This is a genomic window from Streptomyces sp. NBC_00223, assembly GCF_036199905.1.
Classification (GTDB): Bacteria; Actinomycetota; Actinomycetes; order Streptomycetales; family Streptomycetaceae; genus Actinacidiphila.
Window position 1 is genome coordinate 4,544,887 of the sequence record NZ_CP108109.1, and the last position, 26,470, is coordinate 4,571,356.

Below are 26,470 nucleotides of genomic sequence, written 5' to 3' on the forward strand. Positions count from 1 at the left end.
GGCCGTCATCGGCCCGCGGCGGTCAGCCGGGAAGCGTGCCGGCCCGGTCGGGCAGCGCCTCGCTCAGCACGAACGCGGGATCGATCTGAGCCACCAGATCCGCGCCTGTCTTCTCGTTCCCCCAGCTCTCGGCGTTCTTGCGGTGGAAGTGCACCATCTGCCGCGTGTAGCGCTCCCAGTCGCGAGCCCCGTACGCCGCGCCCGCGTGCGCGTGCATCGTGGCCAGCGCCTCGCGATTGGCGTCCTCCAGCAGCTCGAACCGCGGCGGGCGCCCCTTCTCCATGGCCCGTACCCAGTCCGAGTGGCCGACGAAGGTCAGCAGGTCGTCGCCCGTCTCGGCGCGCAGGAAGGCGAGATCGTCCTCGCCCTGCACCTTGTTGCCGATCACCGCGAGCCGCACCCCGAAGTCGCGGGCGTACTCCTTGTACTGGCGGTAGACGGCGACCCCCTTACGGGTCGGCTCGGCCACCAGGAAGGTCATGTCGAACCGGGTGAACATGCCGGAGGCGAAGGAGTCGCTGCCCGCCGTCATGTCGACCACCAGATAGGCGTCGCTTCCGTCCACCAGATGATTCAGGCACAGCTCCACCGCGCCGACCTTGGAGTGGTAGCAGGCGACACCGAGATCGGATTCGTTGAACGGGCCGGTGACCATCAGCCGGACCTCGCCGTCGTCGAGAGCCACGTTCCGGGCGCAGGCGGCGTAGACCGGGTTGTCCTCCGTCAGCCGCAGCAGTCGTGAGCCGTGTCCGGGCGGGGTGGTCTTGATCATGGTCTCGGCGGAGGTGATCCGAGGGTTGGCGCCGCGCAGATACTCCTTGATCTCCGGCAGATGGGCGCCGAGCGCGGGGAGAGCGGCGGCCTCGTCCTCGTCCAGGCCCAGGGCGGGGCCGAGGTGCTGGTTGATGTCCGCGTCGATCGCGACGACGGGGACGCGCGCGGCGGCGAGGTGACGGATGAACAGGGAGGACAGCGTGGTCTTGCCACTGCCGCCCTTTCCAACGAAAGCGATCTTCATGTTCGGTAAGCGTAGTGGGGGCGCTGACCCGGGCCCGCGCATTGAGTGGGGAAGGCCACTCGATCGGGGTCGATCCCGGTCAACGGCGATGCGTAGGGTCGTGGGCATGGCTACGAACGCTGCTTCTTCCCCCGCCCCCGGGCAGGCGGACCCGCTGGCCGTACTCGGCACGCTGCCGGGCGTGCCCGATGCCGTGGACTCCGTACGGCGGGCCGTGGACGCGGTCTACGGGCACCGGGTGATGCGCCGCCGCTCCAATGAGGTGGCGTCCGAGGCGGCGCTGCGCGGCGCCCGCGGTTCGGCGGCGCTCGCGGGCGCCGACTGGCCGCTGGAAGAGGTGCGCCGGCGCAGCGACTTCTCGGCCGACGACGAGGGCCGTACGGTCGGCGCGGCGCTGCGGCTGACCGCGGAGGCCGGTCAACTCCTCAGCATCTGGCGGCGCTCGCCGACTCAGGCCCTGGCCCGTCTGCATCTGGTGGCGGCCGGCGGCGCGGCGGACGAACCGACGGTGGGACGGCCCCGGCTGGCGGGGGAGCCGGTGGCCGAACCGCTGATCGGGATCGCCGACATCCCGCTGCCGGACCCTGGCGAGGTGGCGGCCCGGCTGGACGGCCTGGCGGAACTACTGCGTACAGGCTCGTCGGCTCCCGCGCTGGTGGTGGGGGCCGTGGTGCACGGTGAACTGCTCTGTCTGCGCCCCTTCGGCTCCTTCAACGGCCCCGTCGCCCGGGCCGCCGAGCGCATCGTCCTGGTGGGCAGCGGCCTCGACCCGAAGTCCATCTGCCCGGCGGAAGTCGGCCACGCGGAGCTGGGCCGTGCCGCCTATCTCAAGGCCCTGGACGGATACGCCTCCGGTACGCCCGAGGGAATGGCCGAGTGGATCGGGCACTGCGGCCGGGCATTGGAATTGGGCGTACGCGAGAGCGTGGCCGTCTGTGAGGCACTTCAGCGCGGCGCGGCCTGACGGGCTTTCCCGGCCGGATTCCGGCGGTGGCGGCAAGGGTTGCGGCGGCACCGGACAGGTGCCGCCGCTGACATGTCGGCCGAGTTACCAGTGCGTGCGTGGATTGTGCCGATCAGGTCGGAAACTTCGCCCGTTGCCTGGTACGGCTGGCCCGGTTGGCGGGTCGGCTACGCGTGGGTGCCCGGCTTTCATGCTCGGTCCGTGGGGCCTTCTGCTGTCACTCCGGTCTTCCTCTCGGAACTCCGTGGTCTCGCGGGCCGCTACAACCTTTCTACCGCCGGGCGAGGCGAAGCGGAACCCCTGGCTACACTTTTTACTTTTCATAGCGGATCAGGACATAACCACCGGCCGACGGCGGCGGGACATCAGCCACACCAGGCCGGCGGCGGTGACGGCCGCCCCGATCGCGGCCGCGGCGAGTACCGGCCGGGGCGGCATCGACAGCGACGGGATGCGCTGGTTCAGCCGTACCGGACGGCTGAAGGTGAGCACGGGCCACTCCCGGGCGGCGGCCTCCTTGCGCAGCGGGCGGTCGGGATTCACCGCGTACGGATGGCCGACGGACTCCAGCAGGGGGATGTCCGTAGCCGAATCGCTGTAGGCGAAGGACCGCTCCAAGTCGTAGCCCTCCGACTCGGCGAGCCGTCGGACCGCTTCGGCTTTCGCCGGACCGTAGACGTAGTGCTCGATCTCCCCGTTGTACGCGCCGTCCTCCACCACCATGCGGGTGGCCACTACATAGTCGGCGCCGAGCATCTCGCCGATCGGCTCGACGACCTCGGAACCCGAGGCGCTGACGATGACGACATCACGGCCGGCCGCGTGATGCTCCTCGATCAGCGAGGCAGCTTCGTCGTAGATGATCGGGTCGATCAGGTCATGCAGGGTCTCCGCCACGATCTCCCGCACCTGCTGGACATTCCAGCCGCGGCACAGGTCGGAGAGATATCTGCGCATGCCTTCCATCTGGTCGTGATCGGCACCACCGACCAAGTAGACGAACTGGGCATATGCGGTACGCAATACCGCGCGCCTGTTGATGAGGCCGCCGTGGTAGAAGGATCGACTGAAGGCGAGCGTGCTGGACTTGGCGATCACGGTCTTGTCGAGATCGAAGAACGCCGCGGTGCGCGGTGGCAGGTGGTTTTCCACGGGACGAGCATAGGCAACCACCATTCGGCGTAAGCCCAGGCGCGTGGGTTTGCCTGAGAGGGCCTTCGGGTACACCATGGAAGTCACGGATCGTTCGCGACCGTGCTAACCCGGTCTGGCTCCTCCCCCCCGAGTCGGACCGTGGGGACGACCCCCGCTCTCCCCCCCGGCGGGGGTCGTCGCATGTCCGGATGCCTTCAGTCGCTCCGGCCCGGGGTCTTCGCCGTACATGTGCATGTCTCTCTCCTTCGTATGTGTGTGCGTTTCGTTGTGTATGACGAGTAACGTTCCGTAATCGTTTCCCGATTTCGGTGAACTCACCCGTTCGAGTGGCGGAGTTATCCACAATCGCTGAGTTGTCCACCGATTCCGACCAAGATCATCTCAATTCCCTGGACTGTCCCAAGCTGATCTCGGGCGAAGCACACCGTGCTCGCCCGACAAGCGACAGGAGACAGGGAAATGACCGGAACCACGACACGCGACTGTCTGCCGGCCTTGGCCGAACGGCCCGGCGGACCGCTGATTGTCACCGAGGACGAAAGCCTCCTCGACGATCTGCTCCGACTGTGCGCCGCGGCCGGAGCGGAACCGGAAGTCGTCTTCACCGCGCGGCCTCGCGCGACAAGTTGGGACAACGCACCACTTGTTCTGGTGGGAACGGAAGCTTCCGGAAGAGTACGCGGCGCCGCACGCCGTAAAGGGGTCCTGCTCATCGGGCGGGATCCGACTGATCCGGACGTCTGGCGGCACGCCGTCGAGATCGGTGCCGACCAGGTCCTGCTGCTGCCGGAAGCCGAGACCTGGCTCGTGGAGCGGATCGCCGACGCCGCCGAGGGCGCGGGCGACCCCGCGCTGACCATCGGCGTGGTGGGTGGCCGCGGCGGCGCGGGTGCCAGCACCCTGGCCTGCGCGCTCGCCGTCACCGCGGCCCGCGCCGGGCGCCGCACGATGCTGGTGGACGGTGATCCGCTCGGCGGCGGCCTCGACATCCTGCTCGGTGCCGAGCGCACGGGCGGGCTGCGCTGGCCCGACCTCGCGGACTCCCGGGGCCGGGTCAACAGCGGGGCTCTGGAGGAGTCCTTGCCCAGATTCGACTCGCTGAGCGTCCTGAGCTGGGACCGCGGCGACTCCGTGCACATCCCGCCACAGGCCATGCGCTCCGTGCTCGGCGCCGCCCGGCGGCGCGGCGGGGTGGTGGTCGTCGACCTGCCGCGGCGCGTGGACGACGCGGTCGCCGAAACGCTGGCCCAGATCGACGTCGGGCTGCTCGTCGTCCCCGCCGAACTGCGGGCGGTGGCCGCGGCGGGCCGGGTCGCGGGAGCAGTCCACCTGGTCCTCAGGGATTTACGCGTCGTCGTCCGCACCACGCCCGGCTCCGGGCTCGACGACCGCGAGGTCGCCCGGCTGATCGGTCTTCCGCTCGCGGGCGAACTGCCTCCGGAACCGGCTCTCGCCGACGTCGTCCCACTGGGCGGTCCACCCGGCTCCGTGGCCCGCGGCCCCCTCGCCCGTTTCTGCACCGCCTTCCTCGCCCAGGCGCTCACCGCCACAGGGAGCGTGGTGCCGGTATGAGCGCCGCACTTCTGGATGCCGTACGGCTCCACCTCGCGGACCAGGGCGGCGAACCCACCCCTGCCCGCGTGGCAGCCGCCCTGCGTGCCCAAGGGCGGCTGCTCGGCGACGCCGAAGTGCTCGAAGTGGTCGCCGCGCTGCGCTCCGAACTCGTGGGCGCGGGGCCCCTGGAGCCGCTGCTCGCCGACCCCCATGTCACCGACATCCTCGTCAACGCCCCCGACCGGGTGTGGATCGACCGGGGCCGCGGGCTGGAGCGCAGCGATGTCCGCTTCTCCGACACCGCCGCCGTCCGCCGTCTCGCCCAGCGGCTGGCGACCACCGCCGGGCGGCGACTGGACGACGCCAGACCGTGGGTCGACGCGCGCCTGCCTGACGGCACCCGGCTGCACGCCGTGCTGCCGCCGGTCGTCGTCGGCTCCCCGTGCCTGTCCTTGCGCGTGGTGCGGGCCAGGGCCTTCACCCTTGGCGAACTCGTCGCCGCGGGCACCCTGGACACCGAGACCGCGGCGCTGCTGCGGGCGGTACTCGACGCCCGCCTGTCGTTCATGATCAGCGGCGGCACGGGTTCGGGGAAGACCACGCTGCTGAGTTGCCTGCTCGGACTCGTGGACCCGGCGGCGCGCATCGTCCTCGCCGAGGACTCCGCGGAGCTGAGGCCCGATCACCCCCATGTCGTCCGGCTGGAGACGCGGCCCGCCAACCAGGAGGGCGCCGGGCAGGTGACCCTGCGGGACCTCGTCCGGCAGGCCCTGCGGATGCGGCCCGACCGCCTGGTCGTCGGCGAGGTCCGGGGCGCCGAGGTACTGGACCTGCTGGGCGCGCTCAACACCGGCCACGAGGGCGGGTGCTGCACCGTGCATGCCAACGCCGCGACCGATGTACCCGCGCGTCTGGAGGCCCTTGGCTCGACCGCCGGGCTCGACCGGGCCGCCCTGCACAGTCAGTTGGCCGCGGCCCTGTCGGTCGTGGTTCACCTGGTGCGCGACGGTTCGGGCCGGCGGAGGGTCGCTGAGATCCATGTCCTGCGGCGCGGTCCGGACGGGCTGGTCGCCACCGAGCCCGCCCTGGTGCGCGACGCCCGCGGCCGACTCGACCGCGGACCCGGCTGGCAGCGTCTGACGGCGCTGTGTTCGGCAGGTGCGTCATGAGGGCGGCGCTGGACCCGACAGCCACGATGTGGGCCGCGACGGTCTGCGCGTGCCTCGCCGCCTGGGCGGTGCTGCAACGGGACGACCAGCGACGCAGGGCGCGCCGACTGCCCGGCGGGCTCAGGCAGGGCGGCGACGCGCAACGGCGGCCCCCACGGGAGCCGCGTTCCGGGGACACCCCGACGAAGCCGAGGCGCAATCCGACCGGGCGCAATCCGACCGGGCGTGATCTGACACGACGTGGACGGACGTGGGCGGCCCGCGTCAAAAGACGTGCCTTGGCGGGACGTCGGGGTGTGCGAGACCTGTTCCGGCCGAAGGAGGGGCCCGGTGGTTCGGGTCGCCGACCGGCACATCTCATGGCGCTGTGCCCGGCCGGAGGGGCGGTGCTGGCCGTGGTGACGCGGTCGGTGCTGCCTTTGGCGGCGGGCGTGGTCGCGGTGCCCCTGGTACTGCGGGCGTTACGCCGACAGGACGAGCGGGCCGCGGCGGAGCGCGCGTCGGTCGCGGTGAGCGCGCTGTGCGGCACGGTGGCGGGTGATCTGCGAGCGGGCCTGCCGCCGCACGCGGCACTGGCCGACGCGGTGGAGTCCGCCGGATGGCCGGGATCGCCCGAACTCGCCGAAGCGGCAAGGCTGCTGTTGTCGGCCGCGCGGTTCGGCGGCGATGTCCCGCAGGCCCTGCGGTCGGCGTCCCAGTGCCGGGCCGGCACACACGGCCTGGCCGCGGCCGCCGCCTGCTGGCAGGTCGCGGTGGACGGCGGCGCCGGACTGGCGTCGGCCCTGGACCGGGTGGCCGCCGCACTACGGGCCGGGGCCGACCAACGCGACGATCTGCGGGCCCAGTTGGCCGGACCACGCTCCACCGCCGTCCTGCTCGCGCTGCTCCCGGTCTTCGGGCTGGTCCTCGGCACGGGCCTCGGCGCCGATCCGGCGGCGGTGCTCCTGCACACCCCGGTCGGCCTGTGCTGCCTGACGGCGGGTGTGCTCCTGGAATGGGCCGGGCTGGCGTGGACCGCGCGGATCATCCGCTCGGCGGAGGGCGGCGGCCCGAGCGGCACCGGACGCGCACGGAAGGTGCTCCCTTCCGGAGTGCAGGAAGGGAGGCCGTCATGAGCGGCGCGACTGTCCACAGCCTGGGGATGACGGTGGCCGTGCTCGCGGCCGCCTTCGCGGGACTGCTCCTGGTGCTGGAGAGGCGGCAGCACACGGTCGGCGTGCGGCGGTTGCGGAAGGCACTCGGCGAGCGGCGTGTCCCGAAGCCGCCTGGCGTCCGGCTGGCGCGAATCCGGGGGCCGTTCCGGGAGTGGGGACCGACGGTGGCCGCCGGGCTCGGAGCCTGTGCGCTCGTCGGAGGGCCACTGGGCGGCCTCGCGGGGGTCGCGGCCGCCCTCGGGGCCCGGGCGTGGCTCGGAAGGCGGCAGCGGGCCGCTGACAGCCCGGAGGCCCGCGTCGTCAGGCCCGACCCCGCCGAACTACCGCTCTGCGCCGACCTGATGGCCGCCTGCCTGGCCGCCGGGGCCACACCCGGCGAGGCGGCGGGCGCCGTGGGGCGGTGTCTGGGCGGCCCCTTGGGCGCCGCGCTGATACGGGCACAGGCCGAACTGCGGCTCGGCGGGGAGGCGGCGGAGTGCTGGGACCGGTTCGGCCGGCTCCCCGAGGCTCGCGACATGGGCCGCTGTCTGGCCCGGGCCTCCACGACGGGCAGCGCGCCCGTGGCGGAGATGTCCCGGCTGGCCGCCGACTACCGCGCGGCGCATGCCCGTTCGGCCCTCGCCGGGGCCAGAAAGGCCGCGGTGCTCGCCACCGCACCGCTGGGCGTGTGCTTCCTTCCGGCCTTCCTGCTGGTCGGCGTCGCGCCCGTGGTGATCGGTCTGGCGGGGCCGGTTCTGAGAGGCGGGATGCGCTGACCCCGACCGCCGCAGGACAGCCGCTTGCCCACACCGCGTGAACGCGCACGCCGACGGCACGTGCTCACGCACCGAGATCAACGATCCGTCACCTCAGCACCCGATCAGTACCCGAGTCACTTTCAGCACTCAAGACCAACAGGAGTTTCCGATGACGAAGCGAACGAACACCCACCGGCCCGCGCACTGGCTCGCCCGGAGGGTCCACCGGTGCCGTGCCGCGGCGGAGGCCGGGATGAGTACGGCGGAATACGCCGTCGGCACGATCGCGGCCTGCGGGTTCGCGGCCGTGCTCTACAAGATCGTGACGAGTGACGCGGTGCGGACCGCTCTCTCGGGAGTGATCGAGAAGGCCCTCAATGTGTCCTTCTGAGCGAGCCGGGCCGCCGGGCCGAGGGGACCGCGGCTATGTCACGGCGGAGGCGGCCGTGGTGATCCCGACGCTTGTGGTGCTCGCCGCGCTGCTGGTCTGGGGGCTGATGGCGGCCGCGGCCGAGGTCCGCTGTGTGGACGCGGCCCGGGCCGGTGCGCGGGCCGCCGCCCGTTCCGAAACGGCCGCCGACGTGCTGCGGGTGACACGGGAAGCCGCGCCCGCGGGGGCCGAGGTGAGCGTGCGGCATACGGGAGACCTGGTCCGGGTCCGGGTGAAGGTGCCCGGACCGCGCTTCCCGGTCGTCCTGAGCGCCGAAGCCGTCGCCCTCGACGAGGACAGTGTGGAGGGCGGTGGCGGGCCATGAGGGAGGACGCCGGGCGTGGGGCGGATCGCGGGTCGGCCACGGTCTGGTCGCTCGGGCTGATGGGTCTGCTGCTCGGGGTCTTCGCGGCGGTGCTGCTGATAGACCACGCGGTGATCGCACGTCACCGCGCGGGCGCCGCCGCGGACCTGGCGGCGCTGGCCGCGGCCGACCACGCACTGGACGGTGAGGACGCCGCCTGTGCGCTGGCCGTCCGGGTGGCAGTGGCCCAGGGCGCCGTGCTGAGGAACTGCGGGGTCACCGGCGAGATCTCGGATGTCGTCGCCGAAGTGGCGGGGGCCCGGGTGCGCTCACGCGCGGGCCCGTCACTCGCCGCCGACACCGCCACCAGGTCCGTCCCGGCGATCCGGATCGACGCGGCCGGCTTCCGCGCCGATCGGGGCGCTGTCCGCGACACCGTCGTCCGAGTCGTCGGGGGCGCCGTCCGCGACCGTGGTCCGAGTCCCGCTCTTGGCGGCTTGGCCGCCCAGGGCGTCCTCCGCAGGCCCGGGGCCGGCGTTGCCCCCAACGCCCGTGCCGCCGTCTGCGGCGCCCTCACCGGGCTCGGCCCCGGCCCCCGGGCCGGTCGGCTCTTCGGGGGTGCCCGCGGACAGCAGACAGTCGAGGAGGCGGACGGCGGCGGCCTTGTCCAGGGGTTCGTTGCCGTTGCCGCACTTGGGGGACTGGACGCAGGAGGGGCAGCCGAAGTCGCACTCGCAGGAGGCGATCGCCTCACGGGTGGCGGCGAGCCAGGAACGGGAGGTGCGGAAGGCGCGTTCGGCGAAGCCCGCCCCGCCGGGGTGGCCGTCGTAGACGAACACGGTGGGCAGCCCGGTGTCGGCGTGCAGGGGTATGGACACGCCGCCGATGTCCCACCGGTCACAGGTGGCGAAGAGTGGAAGGAGGCCGATGGAAGCGTGCTCGGCGGCGTGAAGGGCGCCGGGCAGCTCCTCGGGGTGGATGCCGGCGGCGTCGAGTTGGGCGTCCGTGACGGTCCACCACACCGCCCGGGTGCGCAGGGTGCGCGGAGGGAGGTCGAGTTTGGTCTCGCCGAGCACTTCGCCGGTGATGAGGCGGCGGCGCAGATAGGAGACCACCTGGTGGGTCACCTCCACCGAGCCGAAGTGAATGCGGGCCTCGCCCCACGGTTCCTCGACCTCGCTGGAGAGGACACGCACGTCGGTGGTGTCGCGGGCCATCGTGGCGTAGGGCGGGTCGGCCCGTTCGACCAGGGCCACCCCGTCCTCCAGGTCCAGCCGCCGCACGAGGTAGGTGCGGCCCTGGTGGAGGTGGACGGCCCCGTCGTGGACGGTGGTGTGAGCGGCGGACGCGTCGACGGTGCCGAGCAGCCGCCCGGTGCCGGACTCCACGACCTGGACCGGCTTGCCGCCCTCGCCACGGATGTCGGTGAGGTCGGCGGCCCGCTCCCGCCGGGTCCAGTACCAGCCCGAGGGGCGCCGGCGCAGCAGCCCGCGCTTCTCCAGTTGGGGCACCAGGACAGCGGCCTCGGGACCGAAGAGGACCAGGTCGTCGTCGGTGAGCGGGAGTTCGGCCGCGGCGGCGCACAGGTGCGGGGCGAGGACGTAGGGGTTGTCGGGGTCGAGGACGGTGGACTCGACGGGCCGTTCGAAGATCGCTTCGGGGTGGTGGACGAGATATGTGTCCAGAGGGTCGTCGCGGCCGACCATGACGGCGAGCGCGCCCTGCCCCGAGCGCCCGGCCCGGCCCGCCTGCTGCCACAGCGAGGCCCGGGTGCCGGGATAGCCGGCGAGCAGGACCGCGTCGAGGCCGGAGATGTCCACGCCGAGTTCGAGGGCGGAGGTGGAGGCGAGGCCGAGCAGGCGGCCCGAGTGCAGGTCGCGTTCCAGGGCGCGGCGTTCTTCCGGGAGGTAGCCGCCGCGGTAGGCGGCGACCCGCCCGGGGAGCGAGGCGTCGATCTCGGCGAGGCGTTCCTGGGCGATGAGGGCGACGAGTTCCGCACCGCGCCGGGATCGGACGAAGGCGACCGTGCGCACACCCTGGAGGACCAGGTCGGTGAGGAGTTCCGCGCACTCGGCGGTGGCGGTGCGGCGGACGGGGGCGCCGTGCTCGCCGGGGAGCGAGGTGAGCGGGGGCTCCCACAGGGCGAAGGCGAGCTCGCCACGCGGCGAGGCGTCCTCGGTGACCTCGACGACCGGCACGCCGGTCAGCCGGGTAGCGGCCCGGGCGGGGTCGGCGGCCGTAGCCGAGGCGAGCAGGAAGACGGGCTCGGCGCCGTAACGGGCGCACAGCCGCCGCAGGCGTCGCAGCACCTGGGCGACGTGCGAGCCGAAGACCCCGCGGTAGGTGTGGCACTCGTCGATGACGACATAGCGCAGATTGCGCAGGAAGGAGGCCCAGCGGGCGTGGCCGGGAAGGATGCCGCGGTGCAGCATGTCGGGGTTGGTCAGGACGTAGGTCGCGTACTGCCGGACCCACTCGCGTTCCTCGAACGGCGTGTCCCCGTCGTAGACCGCGGTGCGCACCGCCTCGCCCAGCGGCTCCGCGAGCGCGCTGACCGCGCGGCGCTGGTCGGCGGCGAGCGCCTTGGTCGGCGCGAGGTAGAGGGCGGTGGCTCCCCGCGGGCCGGTCGGTCGGGCGTCCGTCCCCCGGACGGCCGCGCCACGCCCCCGGGAGCCTGCTGGACTGTCGAAACCGTCCAGCAGGGCGCTGAGGACCGGAGCGAGGTAGCCCAGGGACTTGCCGGAAGCCGTGCCGGTGGCCACGACCACCGACTCGCCGCGGGCCGCGTGGGCCGCCGCGAGCGCCTGGTGCTCCCACGGACGGTCGATTCCGGCTGCCCGAATCGCCTCGACCACTTCTGGACGGATGCCCTCCGGCCAGGATGCATGCCGGCCGACCCGCGGGGGCAGGTGCTCCGTATGGGTGATGCGTACGGCTCGGTCCGCCCCCGCGGTGAGCCGCTCAAGAGCGGTCCGGGGGGACGGGCGGCCGTGCGCCGACTGCGGAGCGGGATCCTGGGCCATCGGCACTCAGTGTGTCACCGGTGTGACGGACAATCGCAGTAAGGCGTCGTGCGGGCCACCCGCGAAGTGATTGAATGCCATCGCGGCGGCCGTTCCTTCCCCTACCAACGGTGGGGAGGCCCCTACTACCTTCGGTGGGGAGGCCCAGGGGGGCTGCCGCGTCGATGCAAGGTGCTGGAGGATCCGTGGACCTGTCCCTGTCGACCCGAACCGTCGGCGATCGCACGATCGTCGAGGTCGGCGGCGAGATTGATGTGTACACCGCGCCCAAGCTGCGCGAGCAACTGGTGGAGCTCGTGAACGACGGGAGCTACCACCTGGTCGTGGACATGGAAGGAGTCGACTTCCTCGACTCCACCGGCCTGGGTGTGCTCGTGGGCGGGCTCAAGCGGGTACGTGCGCATGAAGGATCGCTGCGTCTGGTGTGCAACCAGGAGCGCATTCTCAAGATTTTCCGAATCACCGGTCTGACCAAGGTGTTCCCCATTCACACCTCGGTCGACGAGGCTGTCGCGGCGACCGACTGACGATCGCCCGAGAGGGGCACCGGACGGACCGCCGTCCGGGCCCCTGTGATGCCCAACCACAGGACCGGAGGGGGAGCCCCATGCCCACCGTAGAACTGCTCTTCAGCGCCCAGCCCGAGCATGTGCGCACCGCACGGCTCGTCGCGGCTGCGGTGGCGCGCCGGGCGGGGGTGGACGAGGCGGCTCTGGACGAGGTCCGGCTGGCGGTCGGCGAGGCGTGCAGCCGCGCCGTCGGCCTGCACCGCAACAACGACGTGGAAGCGCCCGTCCGCGTGCTGCTGAACGAGGAGGACAAGAAGTTCTCCATCGAAGTGGCCGACGAGGTGCCCGGCAACGCGTCGGGCTCCGCCTCGGACGCCGGCGACGACCCGGCCGGCGACGAGGGCGAGATGGGTCTCGCCGTGATCAGCGGCCTGGTCGACGACGTCGAGGTGATCGACGGCGACCACGGCGGAATCATCCGCATGACCTGGCCCACCGTCTCCGCCTAGCGCACCGCCCGGGCCGTGCCCCGCGCCTGCGGGCCCTCCGACCCGGGCGCCACGCCGTACCCCCGGCGCTCCCGCCGCGCCCGCGTGGCCGTATCCGCGCTGTGCCCACTCCAGCCTCGCCGCGCCCGGCCGTGCCCAGCGCTGAGCCTCGCCCTGCCCGGGACCCCGCCGCGCCCCGCCCTCGCCGTACTCGCCCCCATTTCGGTGCCCGCCACCCGCGCAGATCGGCCATTCTTCATTTACCGGCGGAATTCCTGACGAGCACCCTTTTGTGATCTTTCGCTGCTCCCTACAATCCGTCCCACTTGCTCAGCTCGCCTGAGCGTTGCGGCTTGTCAGCCGTAAGGAGCCGCACGCCCACGCGCCAAACGTCAAGGAGGACGAATGGCGGGGCCACTCTCAGCTCACACGCTTGCCGCGGCGCCGGTATTGACCGACGGAAACCGCGTACTCGTATGGATCATCGCGGCGGTCGCACTGGCCGCCCTGGGGCTCGCCGCAGTGCTGGTACGTCAAGTGCTCGCGGCGGACGAAGGTTCCGACCGCATGAAGAAGATCGCCGCCGCCGTGCAGGAAGGCGCCAATGCCTATCTCGCAAGGCAGTTCCGTACATTGGGGATCTTCGCGGTGGCGGCGTTCTTCCTGCTCATGCTGTTGCCCGCGGACAATATGTCGCAGCGAATCGGAAGGTCGATCTTCTTTCTCGTGGGGGCCGTCTTTTCCGCGGTGACCGGTTATATCGGAATGTGGCTCGCGGTCCGCAGCAATGTGCGGGTGGCGGCCGCGGCCAGGGCGGCGACCCCGGCCCCCGGTGAACCGCCCGCGAATCTCACCGCCGTCTCCCACCGGGCGATGCGGATCGCCTTCAGGACCGGCGGAGTGGTCGGCATGTTCACCGTCGGCCTCGGACTGCTCGGCGCGTCCGCCGTCGTTCTGATCTACACGGCCGACGCGCCGAAGGTGCTGGAGGGATTCGGGTTCGGCGCGGCGCTGCTGGCCATGTTCATGAGGGTCGGCGGCGGTATCTTCACCAAGGCCGCGGATGTCGGCGCCGACCTGGTCGGCAAGGTCGAGCAGGGCATCCCCGAGGACGACCCCCGCAACGCCGCCACCATCGCGGACAACGTGGGCGACAACGTCGGCGACTGCGCGGGCATGGCCGCCGACCTGTTCGAGTCGTACGCCGTCACCCTGGTGGCCGCACTCATCCTCGGCAAGGTCGCCTTCGGTGACTCCGGCCTCGCCTTCCCCCTCCTCATCCCCGCGATCGGCGTCCTGACCGCCATGGTCGGCATCTTCGCCGTCTCCCCGCGCCCCGCCGACCGCAGCGGTATGTCGGCCATCAACCGCGGCTTCTTCGTCTCCGCGGTGATCTCGCTGATCGGCGTGGCGGTCGCCGTCTACGCGTATCTGCCCTCCTCCTACGCCGATTTCAAGGGCGTCGGCACCGACATCGCCACCCACCCCGGCGATCCGCGCGTTCTCGCCCTGGTCGCCGTCGCCATCGGCATCGTGCTGGCCGCGCTGATCCAGCAGCTCACCGGCTACTTCACCGAGACCTCCCGCCGCCCGGTCCGCGACATCGGCAAGACCTCGCTGACCGGCCCGGCCACCGTGATCCTGTCCGGGATCTCGCTCGGCCTGGAGTCGGCGGTGTACTCGGCGCTGCTCATCGGCCTGTCCGTCTACGGCGCCTTTCTGCTCGGCGGCACCTCCGTCTGGCTGGCGCTCTTCGCGGTGGCGTTGGCCGGCACCGGACTGCTGACCACCGTCGGCGTCATCGTTGCCATGGACACCTTCGGCCCGGTCTCGGACAACGCCCAGGGCATCGCCGAGATGTCCGGCGACGTCCACGGCGAGGGCGCCCAGGTGCTCACCGACCTCGACGCCGTCGGCAACACGACCAAGGCCATCACCAAGGGCATCGCCATCGCCACCGCCGTACTGGCCGCCACCGCTCTGTTCGGTTCCTTCAAGGAGGCCGTCGACACGGCCGTCAGCACAGCGCACCCGGCAGCCTCCGACGCCCGTTGGCTCTCCCTGGACATCTCCCAGCCCAACAACCTGGTCGGCCTCCTCTTCGGCGCGGCCGTCGTGTTCCTCTTCTCCGGCCTCGCCATCAACGCCGTCTCGCGCTCCGCGGGCGCGGTGGTCTACGAGGTGCGCCGACAGTTCCGCGAGCACCCCGGCATCATGGACGGCACCGAACTGCCCGAGTACGGCCGGGTCGTGGACATCTGCACCAAGGACGCGCTGCGCGAGTTGGCGACCCCCGGCCTGCTCGCCGTCCTCGCGCCCGTGGCGGTCGGCTTCTCCCTCGGCGTCGGCTCGCTCGCCTCCTACCTGGCGGGCGCGATCGGGACCGGCACCCTGATGGCGGTGTTCCTGGCCAACTCCGGGGGCGCCTGGGACAACGCCAAGAAGCTCGTCGAGGACGGCCACCACGGCGGCAAGGGCAGCGAGGCCCACGCCGCGACCGTCATCGGCGACACCGTCGGCGATCCGTTCAAGGACACCGCGGGCCCGGCCATCAACCCGCTGCTCAAGGTGATGAACCTCGTCGCGCTGCTGATCGCGCCGGCCGTGGTGAAGTTCAGCTACGGCGTCGACGCCAATCTCGCGGTGCGCGTCACGGTCGCGGCCGTGGCGATCGTGGTCGTCGTCGCCGCGGTCTACGTCTCCAAGCGCCGCGGCATCGCCATGGACGACGGGGGAGGCGACGACCCGGCCCGTACGGAACCGGGCTCCGCGGTGGCTGTCTGACGCCGCGTCGACATCGAAATGACGGTACGTCACATAGACGTATCGTCAGAAGAACGGGGTGCGTGCGGTCTTGACCGTTCGCACCCCGTTCGCACCCCGTACCCACCCCGTACCCACCCCGTACCCACCCCGTACACGCGCCCCCCGCCGACCACCCGCGCACCCTCCACCGCGTCGAAAATTCTTGCTGTGAATGGCTTGAATACCGGATAAATCGGTTCATTCAAGGGTAGGAATTCGTGGTCGGCGCCCCTCAGCCGTGTAAGTTCCGTGGCCGTAAGGCCATGGAAAGGGACCCCATCCGGTGAAGGTGAACAACAGGCTCCTGGCCGCGCTGTCCGGTGCGGCCCTGCTCCTGTCGCTGGCGGCGTGCGGCGGCGACGGCTCCGGCAAGAAGCGGGACGACTGGGCCAAGGGCGTCTGCGACCAGTCCGCGGTGCAGATCGCGAAGATCAACGCGGCCAACACCGCGATCAGCAAGGTCGACAGCGGCGGCAAGCCCCAGGCCGTGAAGAGCGCGGACTCCGCCGCCTTCCAGACGATCTCCGGCGCCTACGGCTCGCTCAGCTCGATCTTCGACAAGGCGGGCGCCCCGCCCGGTGACGAGGGCATGAAGTTCCAGCAGAGCGCCGTGTCCTTCTTCAAGAACCTTTCCACCCAGTACGCCGGACTCAAGAAGCAGGTCGACGGCCTGGACACCAGCAGCCAGGGGAAGTTCGCCGACGGCCTCAAGAGCGTCTCCGACTCGCTCACCAAGGTCACCGCCGAGGCCGCGACCCCGCCGGCGACCCTCCGAGGCGGCGACACGGGCAAGGCGCTCGCCAAGCAGCCCGGCTGCCAGCAGGTTTCCGGCTCCCCCTCCCCGACCGCCTCGTAACCCGCCGGCCCGGCCCCGGCCGCCGGGCCGTACGCGGACCGCACCCGGGGCCGTACGCGGACCGCGCACGGGCCTGTACACACGCCGCGCCCGGGCCCGTACGCGGGCGGCCCGCCGCCACCCCCAGACCGTACGAGCACGCCCCCGCGCCCTCTTCCGCCGTCCGACCCCGCGCCCGGCCCCCCGACTTCCGCGACAATGGCCGGTGTGAGTACCCCCCTCCTCCCCGCTCCCGACAGCACGCCGTCCCTGCGCGACGACCTGCGCGACGCCGACTTCACCGCCGACGGCTGCCTCGACCTGCTCGGCGCTGTCGGCTACGCGGCCCTGTCCCGCGCCGAGACCGTCCCGGCCCTGCGTGCCACCCGCGGCGCGAGCCCCCTGGAGACCCTGGTCCGCCTCTTCCTCCTCCAGCGGCCCGTCCCGTACGACCGCGCCCGCGCCGCCCTGCGGAACCTGGAGCACCACGAGGCCGACGGCTGGCTGGTGCGCGACGGGGATGAGGTACGCGCGACCGTGGACGTACGCCCCTACGCCGGTGACGGCGGCGCGGACTGGTGGATCGTCTCCGACCTCGGCTGCGCGGTCGGCGGCGCGGGCGGCATCGGCAGCGCGCCCGGCGTCCCCCGCGCCGACCTGGTGCTCGGCGTCGGCGGCGCCTCCACGACGCTCGCCGGCCTCACCGTCCGTACGCCCGTCGGCAGCGCGCTCGACCTCGGCACCGGCTCCGGCGTCCAGGCGCTGCACGCCTCCCGCCACGCCACCCGGGTGACCGCCACCGACGTCAATCCGCGCGCCCTGCACTTCGCCCGGCTCACCCTCGCCCTGTCCGGCGCCCAGAAGCCCGATCTGCGCCAGGGGAGTCTCTTCGAGCCGGTCGGCGACGAGAAGTACGACCTGATCGTGTCCAACCCGCCGTTCGTGATCTCGCCCGGCGGCAGGTTCACCTACCGCGACGGCGGCATGGCGGGCGACGACCTGTGCCGCACCCTCGTCGAGCAGGCCGCGGACCACCTCAACGACGGCGGCCACTGCCAACTGCTCGCCAACTGGCAGCACACCGAGGGCCAGGACTGGCGCGAACGCGTCTCCTCCTGGGTGCCCGCCGGCTGCGACGCCTGGATCGTGCAGCGCGAGGTGCAGGACGTGGCCCAGTACGCGGAGCTGTGGCTGCGCGACGGCGGCGACCACCGCGCGGACCCGGCCGAGTACGCCGAGCGGTACGACGCCTGGCTGGAGGAGTTCGCGCGCCGCGGGGTCGACGGGATCGGCTTCGGCTGGATCACCCTGCGCAAGTCCGGCAGCGGGAGGCCCGTGGTCAGCGCCGAGGAGTGGCCGCACCCGGTGGAGCAGCCGCTCGGCCCGACCATCGCGGACTGGTTCGACCGGCAGGACTTCCTGCGGGCCCACGACGACGCCGCGCTGCTCGGCTCGCGCTTCCGGCTCGCGCCGGACGTCGTGCAGGAGCAGGTCGGGCTGCCGGGCGCGGAGGACCCGGAGCACGTGGTGCTGCGGTCGGCGCGCGGGATGCGGCGGGCCACGAAGGTCGACACGGTCGGCGCGGGCTTCGCGGGCGTCTGCGACGGCACGCTGCCGGCCGGCCGGATCGTGGACGCGATCGCCCAACTGCTCGGAGAGGACCCGGTGGTGCTGCGCGACCGCACTCCGGACTCGATCCGGCTGCTGGTCGGGCAGGGCTTCCTCGACCCGGTGGAGGCGTAGCGAGCCGCGTGCGGCCGACCCGGCGCCCCCGGATCAGCGCAGATTGCGCACGACGGCCCACACCACGGCCGTGCTCAGCAGCATGGTCTGCGCCCGCGGGCTCATCACTGGCCTCCAGCGCCGTCCGCGCAGCCCCTCGAACAGCCAGCGCCCGCACGCCCACAGCGCGAGCGGCGAGACCAGCAGCATCAGCGCGTTGTCGTGGAAGGCCCGCGAGGGGTCGCCGTGCATCAGGTCGTAGACGAGCCGGGTGCCGCCGCAGGCCGGGCAGAGCAGGCCGGTGGCCCAGTTGAACGGGCAGCGCGGCAGCCAGTGGCCGCTCTCGTGCGGGTCGGTGCCGTAGAGGTAGACGGCCCCGGCCACGGCCGCCGCGAGCGCGCCCAGCGGGGCCACCGCCGGATGCCGCAGCCGCCCGGCCGGCCGGCCCCCCGCTGAAGGGGCGCCGGCCGGCGGGCGCGGAGCGTCGTACGGTGTCATGCGGGCTCGCTCAGCCACGCAGCGGACGGCCCTGGGCGTCCTTCTGGTCGTTGCCGGCGAGCAGCATGATGCCGTCGATCAGCGCCCAGATGCCGCAGCCGCCACAGGTGAAGAGCTGGCCGAGCGCGATGCCCGTGTGCCCGGTGTAGAAACGGCCGACGCCGAAGCCGCCGAGCAGCAACTGCAGTACGCCCGCGACGACCTTCGACTTCTCCGAGTACGGCCGCCCGTAAGGGTCGTAGCCGTAAGGCGCGTTCGGGTCACCGGTGTACGCGCCGCCACCGGGCGGCGGCGGGTAGGCACCGGCCGGCTGCTGCGGGTAGCCGTACCCCGGCGGCTGGCTGCCCTGCTGCGGGTAGCCGTACCCGGGCTGCTGACCCTGCTGACCGTACGGGTTCTGCTCGTGCGGCGGATTCTGGCCATACGGATTCTCGCCATACGGTTTCTCGCCGTACGGATTCTGGTCGGACAAGGCCGTCCCCCCTGCGCTGCGCTTGCTGTCGTTTCCGGCCATCCTCGCAGCCGCGGCGGGCCCGCGTCCCTCCCGGGGGCCGGTCGGCCAGTGTTCATCCCTGGTTCGCCCGCCCGTCGTACGGGACTGGCAGCGTCCGGAGCCTCACTCGGAGGAGGTTCTGTGGAGCCAGTGCCCGCGCTCTTCGCCGGTACGGTGTTCGGCTGCTTCGGCGCCGCGCTGCTGCTGTGGACGGCGGCCCGGCTGCGGCAGCGCCGTCCGGTCACCGTCGGGGGCGGACCGCACACGGCGGTGGTGTCCGCCGTGTGCGCGGTGGCCGCCCTCGGCGTCGGGATCTGGTGCCTCACCCAGGTCTGAGCGCCGGACCCGAGGACCGCGGCGGCCCGGGAGGCCGGCCCAGGACGCCGCCGACGCCCCGGCCCCAGCGAGCCGCGACGACCGCGCCCGGTCACCCCGCCGGGACCTGATCCGGAATCGCCCTCGCCGACCCGGCCGCGCTTCTCCGACCAGTTCGGGCGCGCCGAGAAGTCCCGCAGCCGCGGAACCGGAGGCAGCGGCCCCGGCCCGCCCGTCGTCCTGGGGCCCGCCGAGTCGTACGGCGGCTCCGCCGACGCCGCGAGGACCCGGGAGAAGGATCCGTTTTCCTGTTCGCGCTTCCGCTGTGAACACCCGCCGGTCCGGCCGTCCACGGCTCGTCGCGCCGGATTTCGGGCGCGATCTTCCGGGGGGACGTAGCCTTCTTGAGGACCCCGACGGTGTGGATAGAACGTACATCGGGTTACCGTTCGAGTGGCGTTGTGGACTTTTCCCGTTTGACACGGGCCCAGGAGGTACGGTCACACTCCGCAGCGACACCCCTTCGACCCGGAGAGAAGAGCGAAGTTGTCCCCGACCCGCGAGACCGCACACAGCGGCCGCCGACTCGTCATCGTCGAGTCGCCTGCCAAGGCGAAGACGATCAAGGGCTATCTCGGCCCGGGATATGTCGTCGAGGCCAGCGTCGGGCACATCCGCGACCTCCCCAACGGGGCCGCCGAAGTGCCGGCGGAGTACAAGGGCCAGCCCTGGGCACGGCTCGGCGTCAATGTGGACAGCGATTTCCAGCCCATCTACGTGGTGAACGCCGACAAGAAGGCACAGGTCAAGAAGCTCAAGGATCTCCTCAAGGACTCCGACGAACTATTCCTCGCGACCGATGAGGACCGCGAGGGCGAGGCCATCGCCTGGCATTTGCAGGAAATCCTCAAGCCCAAGGTCCCGGTGCACCGGATGGTGTTCCACGAGATCACCAAGGACGCGATCCAGGAAGCCGTCCGCAATCCCCGCGAGCTGAACCAGCGACTGGTCGACGCCCAGGAGACCCGCCGCATCCTCGACCGCCTCTATGGCTACGAGGTCTCGCCGGTGCTGTGGAAGAAGGTCATGCCCCGGCTGTCCGCCGGACGGGTGCAGTCCGTCGCGACCCGGCTGGTCGTCGAGCGGGAGCGCGAGCGGATGGCCTTCCGCACCGCCTCGTACTGGGACCTGACCGGCACTTTCGCCACCGGGCGTACCGGCGATGCCTCCGACCCCTCGACGGTCGTCGCCCGCCTGGTCGCCGTGGACGGCCGCCGGGTCGCCCAGGGCCGTGACTTCGACGCCTCGACGGGCGCGCTCAAGGGCGGCGCCACCGTGCTGCACCTGGACGAGTCCGCCGCCAGGGCGCTGGCCGCAGCGCTCGCCGAGTCGCAGTTCTCGGTGCGCGGTGTCGAGTCCAAGCCGTACCGCCGCTCGCCGTACGCGCCCTTCCGGACCACCACCCTCCAGCAGGAGGCGTCGCGCAAGCTGGGCTTCGGCGCAAAGGCGACGATGCAGGTGGCGCAGAAGCTGTACGAGAACGGCTTCATCACCTACATGCGTACGGACTCCACCACGCTCTCGGAGACCGCGATCAAGGCCGCCCGCGCCCAGGTCACCCAGCTCTACGGCGCCGACTACCTGCCGGACAAGCCCCGGGTGCACGCCGGCAAGGTCAAGAACGCGCAGGAGGCCCACGAGGCGATCCGCCCCTCCGGCGACCGCTTCCGCACCCCCGCCGAGACCGGTCTGACCGGCGACCAGTTCCGGCTCTACGAGCTGATCTGGATGCGGACCGTCGCCTCCCAGATGAAGGACGCGGTCGGCCAGTCCGTCACCGTCCGGGTCGGCGGCACTTCCGCCGACGGCCGCGACGCCGAGTTCTCGGCCGGCGGCAAGATCATCACCTTCCACGGCTTCCTCAAGGCGTACGTCGAAGGCGCCGACGACCCGAACGCCGAGCTGGACGACCGCGAGCGCCGGCTGCCGCAGGTCTCCGAGGGCGACCCGCTGACCGCCGAGGCGATCACCGCCGACGGCCACTCCACCAAGCCGCCCGCCCGCTACACCGAGGCGTCGCTGGTCAAGGAGCTGGAGGAGCGCGAGATCGGCCGCCCGTCGACGTACGCGTCGATCATCGGCACGATCCTCGACCGCGGCTACGTCTTCAAGAAGGGCACCGCGCTCGTCCCGTCCTTCCTCTCCTTCGCGGTCGTCAACCTGCTGGAGAAGCACTTCGGTCGCCTGGTCGACTACGACTTCACCGCTTCGATGGAGGACGACCTCGACCGCATCGCCCGCGGCGAGGCCCAGGCTGTGCCGTGGCTGCGCCGCTTCTACTTCGGCGCCGACCCCGGCGACACCTCCGCGCCCGCGCCAGCCGCGGCGACGGCGGCCGACGCGGGCAACGGCGACGGGGACCACCTCGGTGGCCTCAAGGAACTGGTCGAGGACCTCGGCGCCATCGACGCCCGCGAGATCTCGTCCTTCCCCGTCGGCGAGGGCATCACCTTGCGCGTCGGCCGTTACGGGCCCTACATCGAGCGCGGCGAGAAGGGCGAGGAGGGTCACCAGCGCGCGGACGTCCCCGAGGACCTGCCGCCGGACGAGCTGAGCGTCCCGTACGCCGAGGAGCTGTTCGCCAAGCCCAGCGGCGACTTCGAACTCGGTGTCGACCCGGCCACCGGGCGGCCCATCGTCGCCAAGGACGGCCGTTACGGGCCCTACGTCACCGAAATCCTCCCCGAGGACACCCCGAAGACCGGCAAGAACGCGGTCAAGCCGCGGACCGCGTCGCTGCTGAAGTCCATGGCCCTCGACACGGTCACCCTGGAGGACGCGCTCCGGCTGATGTCGCTGCCGCGGGTCGTCGGCACGGACGCCGAGGGCGTGGAGATCACCGCGCAGAACGGCCGCTACGGGCCGTACCTCAAGAAGGGCACGGACTCGCGCTCCCTGGAGAGCGAGGAGCAGCTCTTCACCGTCACGCTGGACGAGGCGCTGGCCATCTACGCCCAGCCCAAGGCGCGCGGCCGGGCCGCGGCGAAGCCGCCGCTCAAGGAGCTCGGCACCGACCCGGTCAGCGAGCGGCCCGTCGTGGTCAAGGACGGCCGCTTCGGTCCCTACGTCACGGACGGCGAGACCAACGCGACGCTGCGCCGCGAGGACGACGTCGAGACCATCACGCCCGACCGCGGTTACGAACTCCTGGCGGAGAAGCGGGCGAAGACCCCGGCCAAGAAGACGGCGAAGAAGGCTCCCGCCAAGAAGGCCGCCCCCGCGAAGAAGGCCCCGGCCAAAAAAGCCACGACCAAGAAGACCGCGGCCAAGAAAACCCCCTCGAAGAAAACCCCCACCTCCGCCGAATAGCCCCGCGCCCCACCTGGGCGCCGGGGCACCCCCTCCGGAGCGCTGGGGGCACCCCTTCAGGGGCGCGAGGAACTGCGCGGGCAACCACGACGGTGCTGCACTGTGCCCACCGGCCTGGTGGGGCACCCCCTCCGGGGCGCTGGGGGTACCCCCGGGCGAAGCCTGGGGGAGGAACTGCGCGGGCAACCACGACGGCGCCGCACTGTCCCACCGGCCTGGTGGGGCACCCCCTCAGGGGTGCGAGGAACGGCGCGCTCAGCCGGGATGTGCCCGCAGTTGCTCACGGTCGGGTGGGGGCACCCCTTCCGGGGCGCTGGGGGTACCCCCGGGCGAAGCCTGGGGGAGGAACTGCGCGGGCAACCACGACGGCGCCGCAGTCGCCCACGGGCCCCAAGGGGGCCCCGGGTACGCGCGCCGAAGGCGAGAAGCGCGCGCGCCCGTACACAGAACCGACGCCGGAGGCGGACCCGTACACAGAACCGACGCCGGAGGCGGACCCGTACACAGAACCGACGCCGGAGGCGGACCCGTACACGGAACCGATGCCGGAGGCGACACTTTCCCCCCTCCGGATAGGCTGTCGGGATGACGCGATCCGAGCACCCGGCCCAGCCCGCCGACCTCACAGCCGCGTTCGCCAACGACCTCGAGGCGGACTCACGTGAACGGGCCGTCGGCGCGCTGCTGAAGCTCCCGGCGCTGCGGAAACTCTGGGGCGCCCAGCTCACCGGAGCGGTCGCCGACCGCCTCGGCCTGCTGGTGCTGCTCGTCCTCACCGTGCAGGCCGTCGCCACCGCGAACTCCTTCGGCGGCGGCTTCCGCGGCATCGCCTTCGCGACCGCCGCCGTCTTCGGCGCCCGCCTGGTCGCGGGCCTCCTCTTCGGTGCTGTCCTGCTCGGCCCGCTCACCTCCCTGACGGACGCGTCCGGGCCGCTCGACCGCCGCTGGACGATGATCGGCGCGGACGGCGTACGCCTCGCCCTGTTCATCGTCGCTCCGCTGTGGATCACCTGGGTGCCGGACTCCGCGTCCACCTGGCTGCTGGTCACCGCGTTCGTCACCGGGGTCGCCGAGCGCCTGTGGACCATCGCCAAGGACGGCGCCGCGCCCGCGCTGCTGCCGTCGCCCGGCGACACCTCGGTCCGGCCCGCGCCCGACCACTTCGCGACCCTGCACCGCCTGGACCTGCGTACCGGCTTCGTCGCGCTGCCGCTGGCCGCGGCCGTACTGGTCGTCGTCACCCTGGTCAACACGCTGATCGCGGTGGGCGTCACCTGGTTCGACCAGCACCAGGTCGCGCTGGCCTCGTACGTCGCCGCCGGGCTCTTCTCGTCCTCGATGGCGGTGCTGTCCCTGCTGGAGCTGCCCTCGGGCACCCCCGCCCGGCCGCGTTCCCCGCTGGAGGGGCTGCGTCTGCCCAAGGGGCCCGCCGGGGCCGAGCGCGGCAGGACCGGCGTCCTGCCGCTGCTGGTGCTCGCGACCGCCGCCGTGGCCGGGGCGATCGGCGCGGCGGTGTCCGTGTCCTTCCTGCACGCCCTCGCCCTCGGCTTCGGGCCGATCGGCTTCGGGCTGCTGGTGCTGGCCCTGACCGCCGGTACGGTCGTCGGCATCCGGATCGCCCCCCATGTCCTGGCCGGTCTGTCCCGGCGGCGGCTGCTGGCCCTGGCCGTCGGCGTCACCGGCGTCGCCCTGCTGCTGACCGGCATCGTCGCCGACCAGACCACCGTGCTGCTGCTCGCGCTGCTGGCGGGCACGGTCGCCGGCGTGACCGCGAACACCGGGCACATACTGATCGAGCAGGAGGCCGAAGAGCCGCGCCGGGCCCGTACGACCGAGCATCTGCACGCGGTCACCCGGGCCGTGCTCGCCGTCGCCGCGGTCGGCGCGCCCCTGCTGGCCGGCGCGATCGGGCCGCACCGCATCCAGAGCGGCCACTTCACCTTCGACCACGGCGGCGCCGCGTACACGCTGATGCTCGTCGGCGCGCTGCTGCTGCCGGTCGCCGCGCTGGTCCTCGGCAAGACCGACGACCGCGAGGGCGTACCGCTGCGCCGCGACCTGCGCGAGGCGCTGCGCGGCGCCGAACCGGCCGTGGCCCCCGCCGCCACCGGCTTCTTCATCGCCATGGAGGGCGGCGACGGCGCGGGCAAGTCCACCCAGGTCGACGCGCTCGCCGACTGGATTCGCGCCAAGGGACACGAAGTCGTCGTCACCCGCGAGCCCGGCGCCACCGCGGTGGGCAAGAGGCTGCGGTCCATCCTGCTCGACGTCTCCACGACGGGGATCTCGCACCGCGCCGAGGCCCTGCTGTACGCAGCCGACCGCGCCGAGCACGTCGACTCGGTGATCCGGCCCGCGCTCGCCCGGGGCGCGGTCGTCATCTCCGACCGCTACATCGACTCCTCCGTCGCGTACCAGGGCGCGGGCCGCGATCTCGCGCCCACGGAGATCGCCCGTATCTCCCGCTGGGCCACCGACGGACTCGTCCCGCACCTCACCGTGCTGCTCGACATCTCCCCGGAGGCCGCCCGGGAGCGCTTCACCGAGGCGCCCGACCGGCTCGAGTCGGAACCGGCGGAGTTCCACCAGCGGGTGCGGTCCGGTTTTCTCACCCTGGCCGCGGCCGACCCCGCCCGCTACCTCGTGGTCGACGCCGGGCAGGAGCCCGCCGCCGTCACCACGGTCGTACGGCACCGGCTCGACCAGGTGCTGCCGCTGTCCGCCCAGGAGATCGAGGCCCGCGCCGAGGCCGAGCGCAAGGCCGCGGAGGAGGCGGCCAGGCTCGTCGCCGAGGAGGCCGCGCGCAAGGCGGAGGAAGAGCGCCTGGAGCGCGAGCGGCAGGCCCAGTTGGAGAAGCTGCGCCGCGAGGAGGAGGAGCGCCGCCTCGCCGCGGAGGAGGCCGCCCGCCAGGAGATCGCCGAGCGCAAGGCCGCGCAGGAGGCCGAGGAGGCCCGGCTGCGGGCCGAGGAAGCCGCCAGGATCGAGGCGGAGGCCGCCGCGAGGCGTGCCGCCGAGGAGGCCGCGCGGGCCGCCGAGCAGGCGCGGCTGAAGCGGCTGGCCGAGGAGCAGGCCCGGCTGCGGGCCGAGGCCGAGGAGCGCCGGCTGGAGAAGCAGCGCAAGGCGGAGGAGGCGCTGCTCCGAGCGGAGGCCGCCCGGCGGGAGGCGGAAGCGGCGGCCATCGCGGCGTCGGCGGCTGCCGCGGCCGAGGAGACGGCGGTGCTGCCCGCGATCGCGCCGCCGGAGCGGGAGCCGGAGCCCCGGCCCGAATCGACGTCGGAGCCGAAGCAGGAGTCCGGGCCGAAGCAGGAGTCCGGGCCGAAGCCGGAGGCGTCCGCCGAGACGACGACCGTGCTGCGGCCGGTGCTCCCGGCGAAGCCCGAGCGGGCGCCGGAGCCCGCACCCGAGCCGGAAGCGGCGCCGAAGTCCGAGCCGGACCCGAAGCCGGGGTTCGACTCGTCCGAGACCACGACGGTGCTGCCGTCCGTGCCCGACCCGGCGCGGGAGTCCGACTCCGCCGAGACGACGACCGTGCTGCCGCCCGTACCGGGCACCGCGCGCGACGCCGACCCCGCCGACCGGGTGCCGCCGTGGATCTTCCGGCCCGACCAGCCGGAGAACGAGCGCACCCGCGAGCTGCCTGCGGCCCAGCCGAGGCCCGCGCGTCGGCCACGCCCCGACTGGGCGGAGGAGACTCCCCTCGACGACCTCCCCACCCTCGCGGACGAACTGCTCGGCCCGCACGACGGCGACCACCCCGGCCGCCTCTGAGGTCCGCGGCCTGGTCGCGCGTGGGGGATGTGCGGGACACCGCCGCAGGGCACGACAATGGGCCCGCGCGGTGTCCGTGGCGCGCGAGGGCCCGCGGAAGCGGGCCGCTCCGGGGTGAGCCACGCCGGAGAGCGCCGCGCGGCGGATGAGCGCACGGGCG

20 protein-coding genes and 1 pseudogene are annotated in these 26,470 nt (G+C 72.6%); 16 read left to right on the forward strand and 5 right to left on the reverse strand.

From position 1 onward, the window contains the following. Window positions 1–22: 22 nt before the first annotated feature. Entirely contained in the window at window positions 23–1,018 is a 996-nt protein-coding gene (locus OHA30_RS19185) for an ATP-binding protein (RefSeq protein ID WP_328915090.1), read from the reverse strand. Between the two features lie 106 nt (window positions 1,019–1,124). On the opposite strand from OHA30_RS19185, the gene OHA30_RS19190 reads away from it, so the two are divergent. After that, the gene (locus OHA30_RS19190; RefSeq protein WP_328915091.1) at window positions 1,125–1,982 is read left to right on the forward strand and encodes an oxidoreductase; all 858 of its coding nucleotides are present in this window, start codon (window positions 1,125–1,127) and stop codon (window positions 1,980–1,982) included. Window positions 1,983–2,312: 330 nt separating this feature from the next. Here the strand turns inward: OHA30_RS19190 and OHA30_RS19195 are convergent, their stop codons facing one another. After that, complete coding sequence (locus OHA30_RS19195; RefSeq protein ID WP_328915092.1) at window positions 2,313–3,158, reverse strand: HAD family hydrolase; 846 nt, start codon at window positions 3,156–3,158, stop codon at window positions 2,313–2,315. A gap of 438 nt (window positions 3,159–3,596) precedes the next feature. Between OHA30_RS19195 and ssd the strand changes: the two genes are divergently transcribed. The 7 genes and pseudogenes from ssd to OHA30_RS19230 form a co-directional block, all read left to right on the forward strand. Further along, window positions 3,597–4,709, forward strand: coding sequence for a septum site-determining protein Ssd (gene ssd, locus OHA30_RS19200; protein ID WP_328915093.1), 1,113 nt, complete (start codon window positions 3,597–3,599; stop codon window positions 4,707–4,709). Then, a complete protein-coding gene (locus OHA30_RS19205; RefSeq protein WP_328915094.1) occupies window positions 4,706–5,860 on the forward strand; it encodes a TadA family conjugal transfer-associated ATPase in 1,155 nt (384 codons plus the stop codon). The genes ssd and OHA30_RS19205 overlap by 4 nt, the downstream gene beginning before the upstream one ends. Before the next feature lie 359 nt (window positions 5,861–6,219). Next, a complete protein-coding gene (locus OHA30_RS19210) occupies window positions 6,220–6,975 on the forward strand; it encodes a type II secretion system F family protein (protein ID WP_328915095.1) in 756 nt (251 codons plus the stop codon). Next, complete coding sequence (locus OHA30_RS19215) at window positions 6,972–7,769, forward strand: type II secretion system F family protein (protein WP_328915096.1); 798 nt, start codon at window positions 6,972–6,974, stop codon at window positions 7,767–7,769. Before OHA30_RS19210 ends, OHA30_RS19215 begins: the two co-directional genes overlap by 4 nt. A 151-nt stretch (window positions 7,770–7,920) precedes the next feature. Next, a complete protein-coding gene (locus OHA30_RS19220) occupies window positions 7,921–8,142 on the forward strand; it encodes a DUF4244 domain-containing protein (RefSeq protein ID WP_328915097.1) in 222 nt (73 codons plus the stop codon). Between the two features lie 58 nt (window positions 8,143–8,200). After that, window positions 8,201–8,506, forward strand: coding sequence for a TadE family type IV pilus minor pilin (locus OHA30_RS19225; RefSeq protein WP_443045113.1), 306 nt, complete (start codon window positions 8,201–8,203; stop codon window positions 8,504–8,506). Between the two features lie 59 nt (window positions 8,507–8,565). Then, window positions 8,566–8,763: pseudogene (locus OHA30_RS19230) on the forward strand (Rv3654c family TadE-like protein); the annotation flags it as partial. A 66-nt stretch (window positions 8,764–8,829) separates the two neighbouring features. Here OHA30_RS19230 and OHA30_RS19235 read toward each other — a convergent pair. After that, window positions 8,830–11,508, reverse strand: a complete 2,679-nt coding sequence (locus OHA30_RS19235) for a DEAD/DEAH box helicase (protein WP_328915099.1) — start codon at window positions 11,506–11,508, stop codon at window positions 8,830–8,832. Window positions 11,509–11,693: 185 nt separating this feature from the next. On the opposite strand from OHA30_RS19235, the gene bldG reads away from it, so the two are divergent. From bldG to OHA30_RS19260, 5 genes are all read left to right on the forward strand, one after another. Beyond that, complete coding sequence (gene bldG, locus OHA30_RS19240) at window positions 11,694–12,035, forward strand: anti-sigma factor antagonist BldG (RefSeq protein WP_031520166.1); 342 nt, start codon at window positions 11,694–11,696, stop codon at window positions 12,033–12,035. A gap of 80 nt (window positions 12,036–12,115) precedes the next feature. Continuing rightward, on the forward strand, window positions 12,116–12,526 hold the full coding sequence (locus tag OHA30_RS19245) for an ATP-binding protein (protein ID WP_328915100.1): 411 nt from the start codon (window positions 12,116–12,118) through the stop codon (window positions 12,524–12,526). A gap of 384 nt (window positions 12,527–12,910) precedes the next feature. Then, a complete protein-coding gene (locus OHA30_RS19250; RefSeq protein ID WP_328915101.1) occupies window positions 12,911–15,289 on the forward strand; it encodes a sodium-translocating pyrophosphatase in 2,379 nt (792 codons plus the stop codon). A 310-nt stretch (window positions 15,290–15,599) separates the two neighbouring features. Continuing rightward, the gene (locus OHA30_RS19255) at window positions 15,600–16,166 is read left to right on the forward strand and encodes a small secreted protein (RefSeq protein WP_328915102.1); all 567 of its coding nucleotides are present in this window, start codon (window positions 15,600–15,602) and stop codon (window positions 16,164–16,166) included. A gap of 198 nt (window positions 16,167–16,364) precedes the next feature. Further along, entirely contained in the window at window positions 16,365–17,888 is a 1,524-nt protein-coding gene (locus OHA30_RS19260; RefSeq protein WP_328915103.1) for a DUF7059 domain-containing protein, read from the forward strand. Window positions 17,889–17,921: 33 nt separating this feature from the next. Here the strand turns inward: OHA30_RS19260 and OHA30_RS19265 are convergent, their stop codons facing one another. Together OHA30_RS19265 and OHA30_RS19270 are read right to left on the reverse strand one after the other, a co-directional pair. Beyond that, entirely contained in the window at window positions 17,922–18,365 is a 444-nt protein-coding gene (locus tag OHA30_RS19265) for a DUF2752 domain-containing protein (protein ID WP_328915104.1), read from the reverse strand. Between the two features lie 10 nt (window positions 18,366–18,375). Next, entirely contained in the window at window positions 18,376–18,837 is a 462-nt protein-coding gene (locus OHA30_RS19270; protein WP_328915105.1) for a TM2 domain-containing protein, read from the reverse strand. Window positions 18,838–18,999: 162 nt separating this feature from the next. On the opposite strand from OHA30_RS19270, the gene OHA30_RS19275 reads away from it, so the two are divergent. The 3 genes from OHA30_RS19275 to tmk all read left to right on the forward strand — a co-directional run bounded on the left by OHA30_RS19275 (window position 19,000) and on the right by tmk (window position 26,310). Next, entirely contained in the window at window positions 19,000–19,194 is a 195-nt protein-coding gene (locus OHA30_RS19275; RefSeq protein WP_328915106.1) for a hypothetical protein, read from the forward strand. 525 nt (window positions 19,195–19,719) lie between these two features. Continuing rightward, window positions 19,720–22,542 carry a type I DNA topoisomerase gene (topA, locus tag OHA30_RS19280; RefSeq protein WP_328915107.1) on the forward strand — a complete coding sequence of 941 codons (2,823 nt, stop codon included), beginning with the start codon at window positions 19,720–19,722 and terminating at the stop codon, window positions 22,540–22,542. A gap of 585 nt (window positions 22,543–23,127) precedes the next feature. Next, window positions 23,128–26,310, forward strand: coding sequence for a dTMP kinase (tmk, locus tag OHA30_RS19285; protein ID WP_328915108.1), 3,183 nt, complete (start codon window positions 23,128–23,130; stop codon window positions 26,308–26,310). Window positions 26,311–26,470 lie beyond the last annotated feature (160 nt).